Raw genomic sequence first — 15,962 nt, 5'->3', positions numbered from 1 at the left:
CAGCATGTTGTATGGCTTTTCAGGTGTTATTTTACAGGGCGCAATTGTTACGCTGGAGCTGGCACTCAGCTCGGTGGTACTGGCGGTTCTGATAGGTCTTGTCGGCGCAGCAGCAAAGCTGTCGCAAAGCCGGGCAATGGGGCTTATTTTCGAAGGGTACACAACGCTAATCCGCGGTGTGCCCGATCTGGTCTTAATGCTGCTCATCTTCTACGGATTACAAATCGCGCTGAATACCATTACCGATGCCATCGGTATCGGCCAGATTGATATCGATCCGATGGTTGCGGGCATTATCACCCTTGGATTTATCTACGGCGCCTACTTTACCGAAACTTTTCGCGGTGCGTTTATGGCTGTACCAAAAGGCCATATTGAAGCCGCGACGGCGTTTGGCTTTACCAGCTCACAAATATTTCGTCGCATTATGTTCCCGGCGATGATGCGTTATGCCTTACCGGGAATCGGTAATAACTGGCAGGTTATTCTTAAGGCCACGGCACTGGTGTCGCTGCTCGGCCTGGAAGACGTGGTGAAAGCGACCCAGCTTGCCGGGAAGAGTACCTGGGAGCCGTTCTATTTTGCCGTCGTGTGCGGGGTCATCTATCTGGTGTTTACCACTGTTTCTAATGGTGTGCTGCTGTACCTTGAGCGCCGCTATTCCGTGGGTGTGAAGAGGGCTGACCTGTGATCGAGATTATTCAGGAATACTGGAAGTCCCTGCTGTGGACCGACGGATATCGCTACACTGGCGTCGCTATCACCCTGTGGCTTTTGATTTCTTCAGTAGTGATGGGCGGAATACTTGCGCTCTTTTTGGCTATTGGCCGCGTTTCCAGTAATAAATTTATTCAGTTCCCTATCTGGCTGTTCACCTATATTTTTCGTGGCACGCCGCTGTACGTTCAGCTACTGGTGTTTTATTCCGGGATGTATACGCTGGAGATAGTCAAAGGCACGGACTTCCTCAACGCGTTTTTCCGCAGCGGGCTGAATTGCACCGTGCTGGCGCTGACGCTGAATACCTGCGCCTATACCACTGAGATTTTCGCCGGGGCTATCCGTTCCGTGCCTCACGGTGAGATTGAGGCTGCTCGCGCATACGGTTTCTCGTCATTCAAACTGTATCGATGCATTATTTTACCTTCCGCGCTGCGTATTGCGCTGCCGGCTTACAGCAATGAAGTCATTTTAATGCTGCACTCCACGGCGCTGGCGTTTACCGCAACGGTACCTGACCTGTTGAAAATCGCCCGCGATATCAACTCGGCAACGTATCAGCCGTTTACCGCCTTCGGTATTGCCGCTGTACTGTATTTGATTATTTCGTATTTCCTGATCAGTCTGTTCCGTAAAGCGGAAAAACGCTGGTTGCAGCATGTATCCTCTAAATGATTCGAGTAACACGATGTCTGAAAATAAATTAAACGTTATCGATTTACATAAGCACTACGGCGAACATGAAGTGCTGAAAGGGGTGTCGCTGCAGGCCAACGCGGGTGATGTTATCAGTATTATTGGCTCGTCAGGTTCCGGTAAAAGTACCTTCCTGCGCTGCATTAACTTTCTTGAGAAACCAAGCGCCGGGTCGATTATAGTCAGTGGTCAGAACATTGGTCTGGTGCGCGACAAAGACGGTCAGCTCAAGGTTGCGGACAAAAATCAGCTGCGCCTGCTGCGCACGCGTCTAACAATGGTCTTTCAGCACTTTAATCTGTGGAGCCACATGACGGTGCTGGAAAACGTCATGGAAGCGCCGATCCAGGTGTTGGGGCTGAGCAAACAGGAAGCCCGCGACCGCGCGGTGAAGTATCTGGCTAAAGTGGGCATTGATGAGCGCGCGCAGGGCAAATATCCGGTGCATCTGTCCGGTGGTCAGCAGCAGCGTGTTTCCATTGCCCGTGCGCTGGCGATGGAGCCGGAAGTGTTGCTGTTTGATGAACCCACGTCGGCACTAGATCCTGAACTGGTGGGTGAAGTGCTGCGCATTATGCAACAGCTGGCCGAAGAGGGGAAAACCATGGTGGTGGTGACTCACGAAATGGGGTTTGCCCGTCATGTTTCCACGCACGTGATTTTCCTGCATCAGGGGAAAATTGAGGAAGAGGGCGACCCGGAGCAGGTATTCGGTAATCCGCAAAGTCCACGTTTGCAGCAGTTCCTCAAAGGTTCGTTGAAGTAAATCACCTGCCCGGAGGCGTTACGTTTTCCGGGCTTACAATTTTAGCGCGTCGCGCTCCAGCCGAAACACCCAGTCGTCGTAGGCGATGCCATCAATCTCATACGCCTTTTCCAGTACCTGCGTACGCACAAACCCTGTTTTTTCCAGAATACGAACAGAACCCTTATTCTCCGCGAGTGCGTAAGCGTTTATCGCCGTGACGGCCGTGCGCTCGAAAGCGTACTGGCACACTGCCGTCACGGCTTCGCTGGCAATCCCTTTCCCCTGAGCTTCTGGCAAAATGGCGTAGCCGAGGTCGGCCTCGTGTGGGTATAAGTGGCTGATTTGCAGGCCAATATCACCGAGAGGCGTTGATTTGTTATGCTCGCGGATGACAAAAGTATGCTGTGCAGCCAGACGTCTGGCGAATAACAGACGCGTGTCTTTCGCTGGGGCAATATCACCCATATAGCGCATGACTTCCGGGCATTCACGTAATCTCTGGAAAAATGACCAGTCAGAAAATTTAAATAAGGACAGGGTAAGTCGGGGAGTCGAAATTATCGCCATAACGTCGCCATTGCGGAAATCTGGCCTATAACCTTACCACCACAACAGCGACCGTGAATAGAGCTACGGGATTATCGGATCACATCCGCCAACGCTTCTTCTAAATCGTACCAGCGAAATGCAAAACCGGACGCTTCCAGGCGTTTGGGCAATGCTCGCTGCCCGCCGAGGACCAGCACCGAAGACTCGCCCATCAGCAGCCGCATAGCGGTGGCGGGAATGCGCAGAATGGCAGGGCGGTTTAGAGCGTGTCCCAGAGCGTGGGCAAACTGCTCATTGTGCACCGGGTATGGCGAAACCATATTGAAGGGACCGCGTAGATCATTATTCAGCAGCCAGATAATTCCGTTGACCATATCATCAACATGGATCCAGGCCATATACTGTCGTCCGTTACCGATTGGGCCGCCTAAGCCAAGACGAAACGGCGGGACCATTTTCGCCAGAATACCGCCAGCAGAGGCTAGTACCACGCCGGTACGCAGCATACACACGCGGGTTTTGTCGCTTTGCGCAGTGCTGGCAATTTGCTCCCAGCGGGCACATAGCTTATGGGTAAATTCGTTATGCGGTGGCTCTTCTTCCGTAACCACAACTTCGCCCAAATCGCCGTAGTAACCGGTAGCGGAACCGGAGATTAACACTGAGGGCGGCGTCTCGCTGGCATTGATTAAATCGACCAGTTTCTGCGTAATGCCCCAACGGCTCTGGCACAGGCGTTCCTTTTGCTGTGCGCTCCAGCGTTTATCGGCAATAGGTTCTCCGGCAAGGTTAATCACGGCATCAATGTCATTGAGATGTTGCCGCTCTTCCAGTCCTTTCCATAACGTGACCCGAGAGTCGAGAATCTGACGAGCCTTATCAGGGGTACGTGTCACTACAATTATCTGATGCCCCAGTTCCAGCAGGCAGGGGATCAGATGACGTCCAATCAGGCCAGTACCGCCGGTAATCAGAATCTGCATGTCGCCTCCCGGGTTACGTTTTAGCGCTGCCAGCTCAGTGTCATAGAAACTGAGTCGGCGTAACGCAATGCGTGAAGTTTATCTATCTCCACTTCAGCATAAGTGACCCAGTGATGTTCGCGTGCGATATCGAGCACATCTTGAGTTAATTTTTCTAACAATGAGAAGCGGTTACCCTCCACGTGGGCAATGATGCTCTTGGTGATTGTGCGATAATTCAGCGCGTCGTTGATATCTTCGCTGGTACGGGCTTTGTCTGCCGGATAGTGAATGGCAATGTTGATGACGATATCCTGGCGGTTAAGGATCTCCTCTTCTTTGATGCCGATAAAAGTGCGCAGACGAAGGTTTTTTATACGAATAATAGCGTCAGGTTGTGACATTGCAGGTTTCCTCCATGTATGAACCTTTGCATGATACACGAGAACCGAATTGCGTCATCGCTTCTCGCTTTGTGCGTGCTGCATGGCGCGTTCAGTCGCGGGACGTGTACGAATGCGTTCATGCCAGTTATTGACCGCCGGGTAGTTGTCGAGGTCGATGCGCTGACGCTGATGGGCGTGGATCCACGGCCAGCTTGCAATGTCGGCAATGCTGTAGTGATCGCCTCCCAGCCAGGGTGACGATTCCAGACGTTTATTCATCACGTTGTACAGGCGCTGGGTTTCAACCTGGTATCTTTCAATGGCGTAAGGGATCGTTTGCGGAGCGTAATGACTGAAATGATGATTCTGCCCCAGCATAGGACCCAGACCGCTGACCTGCCAGAACAGCCATTGCAGCGTGGTGTGGCGTTCGCGTAATTCACCGCTGAGCAGCTTACCGCTCTTTTCCGCCAGATAGAGTAAAATTTCTCCGGACTCAAACAAGCTGATGGGCCTTCCGCCGTCCACCGGGGCATGATCGATAATGGCCGGGATTTTATTGTTCGGCGAGATCTGCAGAAAATCGGGGTGAAACTGGCTACCTTTGCTGATATCGACATGAATCAGACGGTATTGCAGCTGCGCCTCTTCAAGAAACAACGTGATTTTGTGACCGTTTGGCGATGGCGTGTAATAGAGATCGATCATTTTCAGCATCCGTTTTGTCATGAACCGGGTCATAACAAGTATAGAGCCTGTTGGCGTGCTTGAGTTTTCATCAAGTGACAGCGAGAGAAAGACTCTATATTTTGAAGGCAAGCTAATACACTTCAGAGGACATTATGAGCAAACCTGCAATTACGCTGTGGTCAGATGCCAATTTTTTCTCCCCTTACGTGCTGTCTGTTTATGTCGCTCTGCAAGAGAAAGGGCTGCCTTTTACGCTGAAAACTGTTGATCTCAACAGTGGCGAACATTTGCAACCTTCATGGCAAGGTTACGCCTTGACGCGCCGCGTGCCGGTTCTTGAGATCGATGGTTTTGAACTGAGCGAATCATCAGCGATTACGGAATTCCTGGAAGAGAGCTTCGCGCCGCCACAGTGGGAGCGTATCTATCCGCACGATGTGCAAAAACGCGCGCGGGCGCGCCAGGTTCAGGCGTGGATCCGCAGCGATTTAATGCCTATCCGTGAAGAACGCTCAACGGATGTCGTTTTTGCTGGCGTGAAGAAAGGACCGTTAAGCGAAGCGGGAAAAGCCAGTGCGGAAAAATTGTTCGCTACTGCCGGCAGTTTACTGAGCCACGGTAAGCAGAATTTATTTGGCGAATGGTGTATCGCTGACTGTGATTTAGCGCTAATGCTTAATCGCCTGGTCCTGAATGGCGATGAGGTTCCGGAAGCGCTTGCGGAATACGCCACCTTCCAGTGGCAGCGCGCTTCAGTACAGCGTTTTATCGCGCTTTCAGCGAAGCGTTCCTGCTGAAAAACGGGCCGTAATCCAGTATCATTACAAGGTACTTTTCAGCGAGGAGTGAGTGATGAAACTGATGTTCGCATCGGACATTCATGGTTCGTTGCCAGCCACGGAACGCGTACTCGAACGGTTTGCTGCAAGCGGTGCGCAATGGCTGGTGATATTGGGTGATGTTTTAAACCACGGGCCGCGTAATGCGCTTCCAGAAGGCTATGCACCTGCGCAGGTTGCAGAACGGCTGAATGAACAGGCATCGCGAATTATTGCGGTGCGTGGTAATTGCGACAGCGAAGTGGATCAGATGCTCCTGCATTTTCCGATGACTGCGCCGTGGCAGCAAATTCTGACAGAAAACCAGCGACTCTTTTTGACGCACGGACATCTTTTTGGCCCGCAAAATATGCCGGCGCTCAATGCGGGCGATATTCTGGTTTATGGGCATACTCATCTGCCGGTTGCTGAGCGGCGCGAGGATATCTATCATTTCAATCCCGGCTCGGTAAGCATCCCTAAAGGGGGCTTTGCGGCAAGTTACGGGATTCTGGATGATAATGTTCTCAGCGTAATGGCACTCAATGATCAAAGTGTTATTGCACAGGTCGAGATTAATCCGTAATTTACCCCACAAACATAAACGCGCCGTAAGAGCGCCAGAAAAAAGAAGGTTTCCTGATGGTGGAACAGCGTCGTTTGGCAAGTACTGAATGGGTGGATATTGTGAATGAAGACAACGAGGTCATTGCACAGTCCAGCCGGGAACAAATGCGGGCGCAACGCTTACGCCATCGTGCAACGTATATCGTTGTGCATGATGGTATGGGCAAAATTCTGGTTCAACGTCGCACTGAGACAAAAGATTTTTTGCCCGGTATGCTGGATGCCACCGCAGGCGGTGTTGTTCAGGCTGACGAGCAGATGCTGGAATCAGCGCGCCGTGAAGCAGAAGAGGAACTGGGGATTGCGGGCGTGCCGTTTGCCGAGCATGGTCAGTTTTACTTTGAAGACCAGAACTGTCGCGTATGGGGCGGGCTGTTTAGCTGTGTTTCCCACGGACCGTTCGCGCTGCAGGAAGAAGAAATTAGCGAAGTTTGCTGGCTGACGCCGGAAGAAATTACCGCGCGCTGCGACGAATTTACACCGGACTCCCTGAAAGCCCTGGCGCTGTGGATGACCCGCAACGCCAAGAATGAAGGGGCGAAAGCCGAAAAGCAGGAAGAAGCTGAGTAACCTCTGTTCATCCGGCCTACTGCGTCGAGAAATCGAGTAGGCCGGACGTGCGCTTTTTAATGGTAACCCATTATCTGCGCACCAATCACCACCACGCTGGACATAATAAACAGCAGCCCCAACAGCGTAGCACCTACCTTCAGCCAGTTACGAAAATCCACCCGACAAACACCTAACGTAGCCATCAGAGATGCCGACGTCGGATAGATAATATGGCTGAATCCGTCGCCAAACTGGAAGGCCAGCACGGTAACCTGACGGTTGACGCCAACCAGATCGCCCAGCGGCGCTAAAAGCGGCATGGTCAATGCTGCCTGACCGGAGCCGGAGGTGACGAAGAAATTAAACACCGCCTGGAACAACAGCATAAACCACGCCGCTATGGCGTTATCCAGCCCGCTAATGCCGTTGGCAATACTGTGCAGCAGAGTGTTTAACACGCTGGCTTCACCCGCCTCTCCATTACCGACCAGCAGTAAAATGCCCTTGGCAAAACCAACCAGCAGGGCAGGGGCAATCATCATTCGTGCTCCCTCAGTGAATGAGGAGGCCATGATGTTGACCGTCATGCCGTTGAGCCGAAACACGACGCCGATAATGCCAATCACCAGGCCCATCGTGAAGAACTGACTGGCGATCTCAGGAATAAACCATGCGTGGACGATAACGCCCCAAATGACCCACACGATCACGCCCGTCAGCACCATCAGTACCAGCCAGTCACCGAGCGTGAAGCGTCGTTCCACGACCTCGTCCTGCTGCTCGCGAAAGAAGCGATCGGATTCATGTACCCGGGACAAAAGCGGATTCTTTTTGATGCGTGCCGCATAGGCCAGCGTGAAGGTTAGTCCTATTAGCGTAGCGACCACCCAGACCACGATGCGCAGACCGGAACCAGAGAGCACTGGCACCCCCGCAATACCTTGCGCGACCACCACGCAAAATGGGTTCATCCATGAGCTGGCGAAACCAATCTGAGTCGCGATATAGGTAACCAGAACGGTGGTGATACTGTCGTAACCTAGCCGGACCATCAGCGGCGCGATGATAATGGCAAAGGCAACCGCCTCTTCCCCCATGCCAAACACCGCGCCGCCTAAGGAGAAGAGAATAAACAGCACTGGGATAAAGAGGACCTCGTTGCCCCGCGTATGGCGGATGAGCGCCAGGATGCCGTTATCAATGGTGCCGGTACGCATAACGATGCCAAATGCGCCGCCAATGACCAGCATAAACATAATGATGCCGACCGCAGTGCCGAATTTCGAGCCGGAGGTTAAGCCTTCGAACGGAAAATTCATCAGGCCTGGGCGCTCATCTCCGGTGGTAAAGAACTTAACCGGGTGATACTGCTCTTCACCAGCTTCATTGGTCAGAATACGAAAGGAATGGGGGTCAACCACCTTACGGGTTTTGGTTTGTCCATCAACCTGATATTGCACTTCCTGGCTGTCGAACATCCCGACGGGAACAACCCATGTCGCCAGACTGGTTAAAATGGCGACGAAAAAAATAATCACCAGCGTGTCGGGCATCGCCCATTTTTTGGCTGGCTGTGATTCTGTTACTGCTGACATGAAAGACTATCCCTGTTGCAATGCAAAAGAGGGTAAGTATGCGAACAGAAGAATAGTTATTCATTGATGCAGCGCATTCAGGCAAATATTTCAGATTATGCCAAAGGGGAAACAGACATAAAAAAACCGGAAATATCAGCTATTTCCGGTTTGATAAGTAGATATGTTGCCGGATAAGAGATCCGGCACACTCGGCAGATTACTGCTGCTGCTGGGAAGACTGGATCGCGGTCAGTGCGATGGTATAGACGATATCGTCTACCAGCGCGCCACGAGACAGGTCGTTCACCGGCTTGCGCATACCCTGCAGCATCGGCCCGATGGAGATCAGGTCGGCAGAACGCTGTACCGCTTTGTAGGTGGTGTTACCGGTGTTCAGATCCGGGAAGATGAACACGGTAGCGCGACCTGCAACCGGAGAGTTCGGCGCTTTGGATTTCGCAACGTCAGCCATAACGGCGGCGTCGTACTGCAGCGGGCCGTCGATCATCAGGTCAGGACGTTTTTCCTGCGCCAGACGAGTCGCTTCACGAACTTTCTCTACGTCGCTACCTGCACCAGAGGTACCGGTGGAGTAGGAGAGCATCGCAACGCGCGGTTCGATACCGAAGGCGATCGCGGATTCAGCGGACTGAATAGCGATTTCTGCCAGCTGTTCTGCGGTTGGATCCGGGTTGATCGCGCAGTCGCCGTAAACGTAAACCTGATCCGGCAGCAGCATGAAGAACACAGAAGACACCAGGGAACTACCCGGTGCAGTTTTGATCAGCTGCAGCGGTGGACGAATGGTGTTCGCAGTAGTGTGAACGGCACCGGAAACCAGACCGTCAACGTCGTCCTGTTCCAGCATCAGGGTACCGAGAACCACGTTGTCTTCCAGCTGTTCGCGGGCAACGGTTTCGGTCATGCCTTTGTTCTTACGCAGTTCGACCAGACGAGCAACGTAGCTTTCGCGAACCACATCTGGATCAACGATTTCTACGCCAGCGCCAAGTTCAACGCCCTGAGAGGCCGCAACGCGGGTGATCTCATCCGGGTTACCCAGCAGTACGCAGGTTGCGATACCACGTTCAGCACAGATGGCTGCCGCTTTAACGGTACGCGGTTCGTCGCCTTCCGGCAGAACAACGCGTTTGCCCGCTTTACGTGCCAGCTCGGTCAATTGATAACGGAACGCTGGTGGAGACAGACGACGGCTGCGCTCAGACGTTGCGGTCAGAGATTCAATCCAGTCAGCGTTGATGAAGTTAGCAACGTATTCCTGAACTTTTTCGATACGCTCGTGATCGTCAACCGGAACTTCCAGGTTGAAGCTCTGCAGGCTCAGAGAGGTCTGCCAGGTGTTGGTGTTTACCATGAATACCGGCAGGCCGGTTTCGAATGCACGTTCGCACAGTTTGGTAATGCGCGCGTCCATTTCGTAGCCACCGGTCAGCAGCAGGGCGCCAATTTCTACGCCGTTCATCGCTGCCAGGCATGCAGCAACCAGCACGTCCGGACGGTCAGCGGAAGTCACCAGCAGGGAACCTGCGCGGAAGTGTTCCAGCATGTGCGGAATGCTGCGTGCGCAGAAAGTCACAGACTTCACGCGACGGGTATTGATATCGCCTTCGTTTACGATGGTGGCGTTCAGGTGACGCGCCATATCGATTGCACGGGTAGCGATCAGATCGAAGCTCCATGGCACTGCGCCCAGAACCGGCATCGGGCTGGATTCTTGCAGTTTAGCCGGATCAACTTTGATCACTTTCGCTTTGGAAGAGTCATCGAAAATCTCGGACAGATCCGGGCGAGTACGGCCCTGCTCATCAACCGGTGCGTTCAGTTTGTTAACGATTACGCCGGTGATGTTGGTGTTTTTCGCGCCACCGAAGCTGCTGCGAGTCAGTTCAATACGCTCGTTCAGTTGTTCCGGGGTATCGGTGCCCTGAGACATAACGAAGACGATTTCTGCATTCAGCGTTTTCGCGATTTCGTAGTTCAGAGACTGCGCGAACTGATGTTTACGGGTTGGGACCAGGCCTTCAACCAGGACAACTTCAGCGTCTTTAGTGTTCGCGTGGTAGTTCGCGATGATCTCTTCCATCAGCACGTCTTTCTGATTGCTGGACAGCAGAGATTCAACGTGGCTCATCTTCAGCGGCTCAGCGGCTGGCAGAGAAGAGTTAGCACGGACGATGCTGGTAGTCTGGTCTGGCGCATCGCCACCGGCACGCGGTTGAGCGATCGGCTTGAAGACGCTCAGACGAACGCCTTTGCGTTCCATTGCGCGGATCACGCCAAGGCTGACGCTGGTCAGACCGACGCTGGTTCCGGTAGGGATCAGCATAATAATACGGGACACGGTTTATCCTCTTTCGTTACCGCCCGTTTCAGGCGGGTTACAAAACAGCACCGCCAGCTAGGCTGGCGGTGTGAAATCAGGCGGTCAGACGGCTCGCGTCTTGCGCGATAACCAGTTCTTCGTTGGTTGGGATAACCACCGCAGGACGGGTACCTTCTTTGTTGATGAAACCAGATTTGCCGAAACGTGCGGCCAGGTTACGTTCGTGGTCTACTTCAAAGCCCAGAACGCCCAGTTTGCCCAGAGACAGTTCACGAACCATCGCGGCGTTTTCACCGATACCACCGGTGAAGACAACGGCATCCAGACGACCATCCATCAGCGCAGTGTAAGAACCGATGTATTTCGCCAGACGGTGGCAGTAAACGTCCATTGCACGTTTAGCGTCTTCTTTAGTCGCGTAGTTATCTTCAACATAGCGGCAGTCGCTGGTGACTTCGGTCAGACCCAGCAGGCCGGACTCTTTGGTCAGCATTTTGTTGATCTGGTCAACGCTCATGCCCAGGGTGTCGTGCAGGTGGAAGATGATCGCCGGGTCGATGTCACCGGAACGCGTACCCATCACCAGACCTTCCAGTGGGGTCAGACCCATGGAGGTATCAACACATTTACCGTTACGGATAGCAGATACAGAACCGCCGTTGCCCAGGTGGCAAGTGATGATGTTCAGCTCATCAACCGGTTTGTTCAGCACTTTAGCCGCTTCCTGAGTAACGAAGAAGTGGCTGGTACCGTGCGCGCCGTAACGACGAACGCCATGTTCTTTGTACAGGCTGTACGGCAGGGCGTAGAGGTAAGATTCTTCCGGCATAGTCTGATGGAACGCGGTGTCGAATACGGCCACGTTTTTGTCTTTCAGATTCGGGAAGGATTTCAGCGCTTCAGCGATACCGATCAGGTGTGCAGGGTTGTGCAGCGGTGCAAAAGAGGCTGCATCTTTGATACCCTGAATAACGGAATCGTCGATAACTACAGAGCCGGTGTATTTTTCGCCGCCGTGAACAACACGGTGACCAATCGCAGTCAGCTGAGCAGACAGTTCTGGTTTTTGTGCCAGAATAGTATTAACGATAAAATTCAGCGCTTCACTGTGAGCGGCGCCTGCACCTAAAGCCGCTTCTTGTTTACCGCCATCCATTTTCCATTTGATACGTGCTTCTGGGAGATGGAAACATTCGGCTAAACCAGAAAGGTATTCTTCACCGTTTACTGCATCGATGATGGCAAATTTCAGTGAGGAGCTACCGCAGTTCAGAACCAGTACTAACTTACTCGACATGGAAGTACCTATTTATGATACGTGGCTAAAAAAACGTCAGGGAGTCATAGAGCGTAGCGCATGATGACACCGACGTTTATGATTAACATCATGCGCCATGGTCTTTTTGGGCACGATGGAATAAATACCTTTGAGTCTATGTCATTTTGCGTATTTTTCAGCCAATGGCATACTATGTGTCAATTTGACGACTCAATGATTTTGGACTAAAGGCCTTACAGGCCGGCACAGGATACCTGAATGTGGGTATCAAAGACAAAATGTTTTGAACGATGTCCCTTGTAGTTGTTGTTTTGCACAAATTTTTTAATTTTTATATGTGAAGTTGAGGTAACCGCCATGTCGACACCGGATAATCGTTCCGTCAATTTTTTTAGCTTGTTTCGCAGGGGGCAGCATTACGCGAAGACGTGGCCAATGGAAAAGCGCCTCGCGCCCGTGTTTGTAGAGAACCGCGTGATCCGTATGACACGTTACGCAATCCGTTTTATGCCGCCTATCGCCGTCTTCACCTTATGCTGGCAAATTGCGCTAGGGGGACAGTTGGGACCGGCCGTGGCGACCGCGCTGTTTGCGCTCAGCCTGCCGATGCAAGGCATGTGGTGGCTGGGTAAACGTTCCGTAACGCCGCTGCCGCCTTCAATACTCAACTGGTTCTACGAAGTTCGGGGTAAATTGCAAGAAGCCGGGCAGGCGCTCTCTCCGGTAGAAGGAAAGCCGGATTACCAGGCGCTGGCTGACACGCTTAAGCGCGCCTTCAAACAACTGGATAAAACTTTCCTTGATGATTTGTAATTGACCCCTGATTACGCATATAAAAGAAGGCACAAGATGCCTTCTTTTTTTTCATCGCAGTAGTAGTGATACAGGAGTCCCAAATGGAAATGACCAACGCTCAACGTCTGATTTTGTCGAATCAGTACAAAATGATGACTATGCTCGACCCAACTAACGCCGAGCGTTATCGTCGTTTGCAGACGATTATTGAACGCGGTTACGGCTTGCAGATGCGTGAGCTGGATCGTGAGTTTGGTGAACTGACGGAAGAAACCTGCCGTACGATTATCGATATTATGGAGATGTATCACGCATTACATGTGTCCTGGACTAATCTTAAGGATGCACAGGCTATTGATGAGCGCCGCGTGACTTTCCTCGGTTTTGACGCCGCAACGGAAGCCCGTTTCCTCGGATACGTTCGCTTTATGGTGAATGTGGAAGGTCGCTATACCCACTTTGATGCGGGTACGCATGGCTTCAACGCCCAGACCCCGATGTGGGAAAAATATCAGCGTATGTTGAACGTCTGGCACTCTTGCCCGCGCCAGTATCACCTGAGCGCGAATGAAATTAACCAAATCATTAATGCCTGAGGGGGCGAGCGTGCAGTGCAAAGGTTTTCTGTTTGATCTGGATGGAACGCTGGTCGATTCCTTACCCGCAGTAGAACGTGCGTGGTGCAACTGGGCCGATCGTTTTGGCCTCGATCACGCCGAGGTGCTCGGCTTTATTCATGGCAAGCAGGCCATTACCTCCCTGCGACACTTTATGGTGGGCAAATCTGAGGCAGAGATCGCCGCGGAGTTTACCCGTCTGGAGCAGATCGAAGCGACGGAAACCGCCGGGATCACTGCGCTGCCTGGGGCTGTTGATTTACTCAACCATCTCAATAAAGCGGGTATTCCATGGGCGATTGTGACCTCCGGCTCTATGCCGGTCGCACGGGCGCGCCATCGTGTTGCTGGGCTTCCTGCTCCTGAAGTGTTTGTCACCGCCGAGCGGGTAAAAAGAGGGAAACCAGAGCCAGACGCGTATCTGTTAGGCGCTCAGCTTCTGGGCCTGGCACCGCAGGAATGTGCCGTGGTGGAAGATGCCCCCGCCGGGGTGCTTTCAGGACTGGCAGCTGGGTGTCATGTCATCGCGGTCAACGCGCCAGCGGATACGCCGCGTCTGAACGAGGTTGATTTTTCGCTGACCAGTCTGGAACATATTTCTGTGACCAAACAACCCAACGGAAATGTGGTCGTTATAAGAAATACCTGATCATGATTTAGCCCCAGATTGTTGGGGCTTTTTTATGGCAGAATCAGTCCATCCCTCTCATTTAACAAGGATATGTTGTGAACGGTGAATTGATATGGGTTCTCTCATTGCTGGCGATTGCCGTCGTCTTGTTTGCAACTGGCAGAGTGCGTATGGACGCGATCGCTTTGCTGGTCATTATTGCCTTTGTTCTGAGTGGAACATTGAGCATCACAGAGGCTTTTTCCGGGTTCAGCGATCCTAACGTTATTTTGATAGCGGCTTTATTCATTATCGGTGACGGTCTCGTGCGTACCGGTGTGGCGACAGTAATGGGCGCCTGGCTGGTGAAGGTCGCCGGTAGCAGTGAAGTTAAAATGCTGGTGTTGCTGATGATAACCGTAGCTGGACTCGGTGCATTCATGAGTTCGACCGGTGTGGTCGCCATCTTTATTCCGGTTGTCTTAAGTGTTTCCATGCGCATGGAAATTTCTCCTTCACGCCTGATGATGCCGCTAAGTTTTGCCGGCTTGATAAGCGGCATGATGACGCTGGTGGCAACGCCGCCAAACCTGGTCGTCAACAGTGAACTGTTACGTGAAGGACTTAATGGTTTTAGCTTTTTTAGCGTAACCCCACTGGGATTGGTGGTGTTGGTACTTGGCATAATTTATATGCTGGTGATGCGTTTTATGCTGAAGGGTGAAGACTCCGGGCAGCCGGGCGACGGCTGGAAGCGCCGGACTTTTCGCGATCTGATTAAAGAATATCGCCTGACCGGGCGCGCGCGTCGCCTGGCGATTCGCCCGGGTTCTCCTATGATAGGCCAGCGTCTGGACGACCTGAAACTGCGTGAGCGCTACGGGGCAAACGTGATTGGCGTGGAGCGCTGGCGTCGCTTTCGTCGCGTGATCGTTGACGTAAACGGGGTTTCTGAGTTTCGTGCTCGTGACGTATTGTTGATTGATATGTCTGCGGCCGATGTCGACCTGCGTGAATTTTGCGCTGAGCAACTGTTGGAACCGATGGTGCTGCGTGGAGAATACTTCTCCGAGCAGGCGCTTGATGTGGGCATGGCCGAAATCTCTCTGATCCCTGAGTCGGAATTGATCGGCAAAACGGTACGGGAAATCGCTTTTCGTACGCGTTACGGGCTGAATGTCGTTGGGCTGAAGCGCGATGGTACGGCGCTGGCCGGGGCGGTGGTTGATGAGCCGCTGTTGATGGGCGATATCATTTTAGTGGTGGGCAACTGGAAGCTGATCACGCTGCTTGGACAAAAAGGGCGCGATTTTGTGGTGCTAAATATGCCTGTGGAAGTCAGTGAAGCTTCTCCGGCGCACAGCCAGGCGCCGCATGCGATTTTCTGTCTGGTACTGATGGTCGCGTTAATGCTCACCGATGAAATCCCTAATACGGTTGCCGCGATTATCGCATGTTTGCTGATGGGAAAATTCCGCTGCATCGATGCCGAAAGCGCCTACAAAGCCATTCACTGGCCAAGCATTATTTTGATTGTCGGGATGATGCCTTTTGCGCTGGCGTTACAGAAAACGGGCGGCGTCGATCTGGTGGTGAAAGGGCTAATGGACGTTGGTGGTGGGTATGGCCCGTATATGATGCTGGGCTGCCTGTTCGTGCTGTGCGCGACCATTGGGTTATTTATCTCTAACACCGCAACGGCGGTACTGATGGCGCCGATTGCGCTGGCGGCGGCAAAGTCGATGGGCGTTTCGCCGTATCCGTTTGCGATGGTGATTGCGATGGCGGCTTCCGCAGCCTTTATGACGCCAGTGTCTTCACCGGTAAACACACTGGTGCTCGGGCCGGGTAACTACACCTTTAGCGACTTCGTGAAGATTGGCGTACCGTTTACGGTGATTGTCATGGCAGTGTGCGTGGTGATGATCCCGATGCTGTTCCCGTTTTGACCGCCGCAGTAAACGCCTGATGGCGCTGCGCTTATCAGGCCTA

The 15,962-nt window shown here is 52.7% G+C and carries 17 protein-coding genes; 10 read left to right on the top strand and 7 right to left on the bottom strand.

Going from position 1 to position 15,962, the window contains the following annotated elements; all coding sequences use genetic code 11:
- Positions 1-4 precede the first annotated feature (4 nt).
- Genes E6P06_RS19680 through hisP form a run of 3 tightly spaced genes read left to right on the top strand, consistent with a single transcriptional unit; the run spans position 5 to position 2,182 of the window.
- Positions 5-691 (top strand): histidine ABC transporter permease HisQ, encoded by a 687-nt coding sequence (locus E6P06_RS19680; RefSeq protein WP_003028118.1) that lies wholly within the window; start codon positions 5-7, stop codon positions 689-691.
- Positions 688-1,395, top strand: coding sequence for a histidine ABC transporter permease HisM (gene hisM / locus E6P06_RS19675; protein ID WP_003839329.1), 708 nt, complete (start codon positions 688-690; stop codon positions 1,393-1,395). The genes E6P06_RS19680 and hisM overlap by 4 nt, the downstream gene beginning before the upstream one ends.
- A 13-nt stretch (positions 1,396-1,408) precedes the next feature.
- Positions 1,409-2,182 (top strand): histidine ABC transporter ATP-binding protein HisP, encoded by a 774-nt coding sequence (gene hisP / locus E6P06_RS19670; RefSeq protein ID WP_003839331.1) that lies wholly within the window; start codon positions 1,409-1,411, stop codon positions 2,180-2,182.
- 33 nt (positions 2,183-2,215) lie between these two features.
- Here hisP and E6P06_RS19665 read toward each other — a convergent pair whose 3' ends face one another.
- The 4 genes from E6P06_RS19665 to yfcG form a co-directional block, all read right to left on the bottom strand.
- On the bottom strand, positions 2,216-2,731 hold the full coding sequence (locus tag E6P06_RS19665) for a GNAT family N-acetyltransferase (RefSeq protein ID WP_071524476.1): 516 nt from the start codon (positions 2,729-2,731) through the stop codon (positions 2,216-2,218).
- A gap of 71 nt (positions 2,732-2,802) precedes the next feature.
- Positions 2,803-3,696 carry a TIGR01777 family oxidoreductase gene (locus tag E6P06_RS19660; protein WP_003028110.1) on the bottom strand — a complete coding sequence of 298 codons (894 nt, stop codon included), beginning with the start codon at positions 3,694-3,696 and terminating at the stop codon, positions 2,803-2,805.
- A 20-nt stretch (positions 3,697-3,716) separates the two neighbouring features.
- Complete coding sequence (gene folX / locus E6P06_RS19655) at positions 3,717-4,079, bottom strand: dihydroneopterin triphosphate 2'-epimerase (protein WP_003028107.1); 363 nt, start codon at positions 4,077-4,079, stop codon at positions 3,717-3,719.
- Between the two features lie 54 nt (positions 4,080-4,133).
- Positions 4,134-4,769, bottom strand: a complete 636-nt coding sequence (gene yfcG / locus E6P06_RS19650; protein ID WP_003845076.1) for a GSH-dependent disulfide bond oxidoreductase — start codon at positions 4,767-4,769, stop codon at positions 4,134-4,136.
- A 134-nt stretch (positions 4,770-4,903) separates the two neighbouring features.
- On the opposite strand from yfcG, the gene yfcF reads away from it, so the two are divergent.
- The 3 genes from yfcF to yfcD are packed head-to-tail and all read left to right on the top strand — an operon-like array spanning position 4,904 to position 6,766.
- Positions 4,904-5,548 carry a glutathione transferase gene (gene yfcF / locus E6P06_RS19645; protein WP_003839339.1) on the top strand — a complete coding sequence of 215 codons (645 nt, stop codon included), beginning with the start codon at positions 4,904-4,906 and terminating at the stop codon, positions 5,546-5,548.
- Between the two features lie 55 nt (positions 5,549-5,603).
- Positions 5,604-6,155: a phosphodiesterase gene (gene yfcE, locus E6P06_RS19640; RefSeq protein WP_139935600.1), complete on the top strand. Its 552-nt coding sequence runs from the start codon at positions 5,604-5,606 to the stop codon at positions 6,153-6,155.
- Positions 6,156-6,211: 56 nt separating this feature from the next.
- Positions 6,212-6,766 carry an NUDIX hydrolase YfcD gene (yfcD, locus tag E6P06_RS19635; RefSeq protein WP_003839343.1) on the top strand — a complete coding sequence of 185 codons (555 nt, stop codon included), beginning with the start codon at positions 6,212-6,214 and terminating at the stop codon, positions 6,764-6,766.
- Positions 6,767-6,822: 56 nt separating this feature from the next.
- Here yfcD and yfcC read toward each other — a convergent pair whose 3' ends face one another.
- The 3 genes from yfcC to ackA all read right to left on the bottom strand — a co-directional run bounded on the left by yfcC (position 6,823) and on the right by ackA (position 11,966).
- The gene (yfcC, locus tag E6P06_RS19630; RefSeq protein ID WP_016150704.1) at positions 6,823-8,343 is read right to left on the bottom strand and encodes a putative basic amino acid antiporter YfcC; all 1,521 of its coding nucleotides are present in this window, start codon (positions 8,341-8,343) and stop codon (positions 6,823-6,825) included.
- Between the two features lie 199 nt (positions 8,344-8,542).
- Positions 8,543-10,687 carry a phosphate acetyltransferase gene (gene pta / locus E6P06_RS19625; RefSeq protein ID WP_139935599.1) on the bottom strand — a complete coding sequence of 715 codons (2,145 nt, stop codon included), beginning with the start codon at positions 10,685-10,687 and terminating at the stop codon, positions 8,543-8,545.
- 76 nt (positions 10,688-10,763) lie between these two features.
- Positions 10,764-11,966, bottom strand: coding sequence for an acetate kinase (gene ackA / locus E6P06_RS19620; RefSeq protein WP_003028092.1), 1,203 nt, complete (start codon positions 11,964-11,966; stop codon positions 10,764-10,766).
- 339 nt (positions 11,967-12,305) lie between these two features.
- On the opposite strand from ackA, the gene yfbV reads away from it, so the two are divergent.
- The 4 genes from yfbV (at position 12,306) to E6P06_RS19600 (ending at position 15,919) form a co-directional block, all read left to right on the top strand.
- Positions 12,306-12,761 carry a terminus macrodomain insulation protein YfbV gene (yfbV, locus tag E6P06_RS19615; protein WP_003028087.1) on the top strand — a complete coding sequence of 152 codons (456 nt, stop codon included), beginning with the start codon at positions 12,306-12,308 and terminating at the stop codon, positions 12,759-12,761.
- Positions 12,762-12,844: 83 nt separating this feature from the next.
- Complete coding sequence (locus E6P06_RS19610) at positions 12,845-13,339, top strand: YfbU family protein (protein WP_003028086.1); 495 nt, start codon at positions 12,845-12,847, stop codon at positions 13,337-13,339.
- Positions 13,332-14,009 (top strand): sugar phosphatase, encoded by a 678-nt coding sequence (locus tag E6P06_RS19605; protein WP_085951580.1) that lies wholly within the window; start codon positions 13,332-13,334, stop codon positions 14,007-14,009. Before E6P06_RS19610 ends, E6P06_RS19605 begins: the two co-directional genes overlap by 8 nt.
- Before the next feature lie 77 nt (positions 14,010-14,086).
- The gene (locus E6P06_RS19600) at positions 14,087-15,919 is read left to right on the top strand and encodes an SLC13 family permease (RefSeq protein ID WP_003845084.1); all 1,833 of its coding nucleotides are present in this window, start codon (positions 14,087-14,089) and stop codon (positions 15,917-15,919) included.
- Positions 15,920-15,962 lie beyond the last annotated feature (43 nt).

Source organism: Citrobacter sp. CF971 (genome assembly GCF_006385635.1).
GTDB lineage: Bacteria > Pseudomonadota > Gammaproteobacteria > Enterobacterales > Enterobacteriaceae > Citrobacter > Citrobacter freundii.
Note: the sequence above shows the minus strand (reverse complement) of the source record. Positions and strands in the feature narration are given on the sequence as shown.

Bases quoted from the DNA above. Each gene is read 5' to 3' on its own strand.
- yfcC (WP_016150704.1), bottom strand. From the start codon at position 8,343: ATGTCAGCAGTAACAGAATCACAGCCAGCCAAAAAATGGGCGATGCCC.
- yfcF (WP_003839339.1), top strand. From the start codon at position 4,904: ATGAGCAAACCTGCAATTACGCTGTGGTCAGATGCCAATTTTTTCTCC.
- yfcE (WP_139935600.1), top strand. From the start codon at position 5,604: ATGAAACTGATGTTCGCATCGGACATTCATGGTTCGTTGCCAGCCACG.
- yfcD (WP_003839343.1), top strand. From the start codon at position 6,212: ATGGTGGAACAGCGTCGTTTGGCAAGTACTGAATGGGTGGATATTGTG.
- E6P06_RS19610 (WP_003028086.1), top strand. From the start codon at position 12,845: ATGGAAATGACCAACGCTCAACGTCTGATTTTGTCGAATCAGTACAAA.
- E6P06_RS19680 (WP_003028118.1), top strand. From the start codon at position 5: ATGTTGTATGGCTTTTCAGGTGTTATTTTACAGGGCGCAATTGTTACG.
- E6P06_RS19660 (WP_003028110.1), bottom strand. From the start codon at position 3,696: ATGCAGATTCTGATTACCGGCGGTACTGGCCTGATTGGACGTCATCTG.
- E6P06_RS19665 (WP_071524476.1), bottom strand. From the start codon at position 2,731: ATGGCGATAATTTCGACTCCCCGACTTACCCTGTCCTTATTTAAATTT.
- E6P06_RS19605 (WP_085951580.1), top strand. From the start codon at position 13,332: ATGCCTGAGGGGGCGAGCGTGCAGTGCAAAGGTTTTCTGTTTGATCTG.
- hisP (WP_003839331.1), top strand. From the start codon at position 1,409: ATGTCTGAAAATAAATTAAACGTTATCGATTTACATAAGCACTACGGC.
- yfbV (WP_003028087.1), top strand. From the start codon at position 12,306: ATGTCGACACCGGATAATCGTTCCGTCAATTTTTTTAGCTTGTTTCGC.
- ackA (WP_003028092.1), bottom strand. From the start codon at position 11,966: ATGTCGAGTAAGTTAGTACTGGTTCTGAACTGCGGTAGCTCCTCACTG.
- folX (WP_003028107.1), bottom strand. From the start codon at position 4,079: ATGTCACAACCTGACGCTATTATTCGTATAAAAAACCTTCGTCTGCGC.
- yfcG (WP_003845076.1), bottom strand. From the start codon at position 4,769: ATGATCGATCTCTATTACACGCCATCGCCAAACGGTCACAAAATCACG.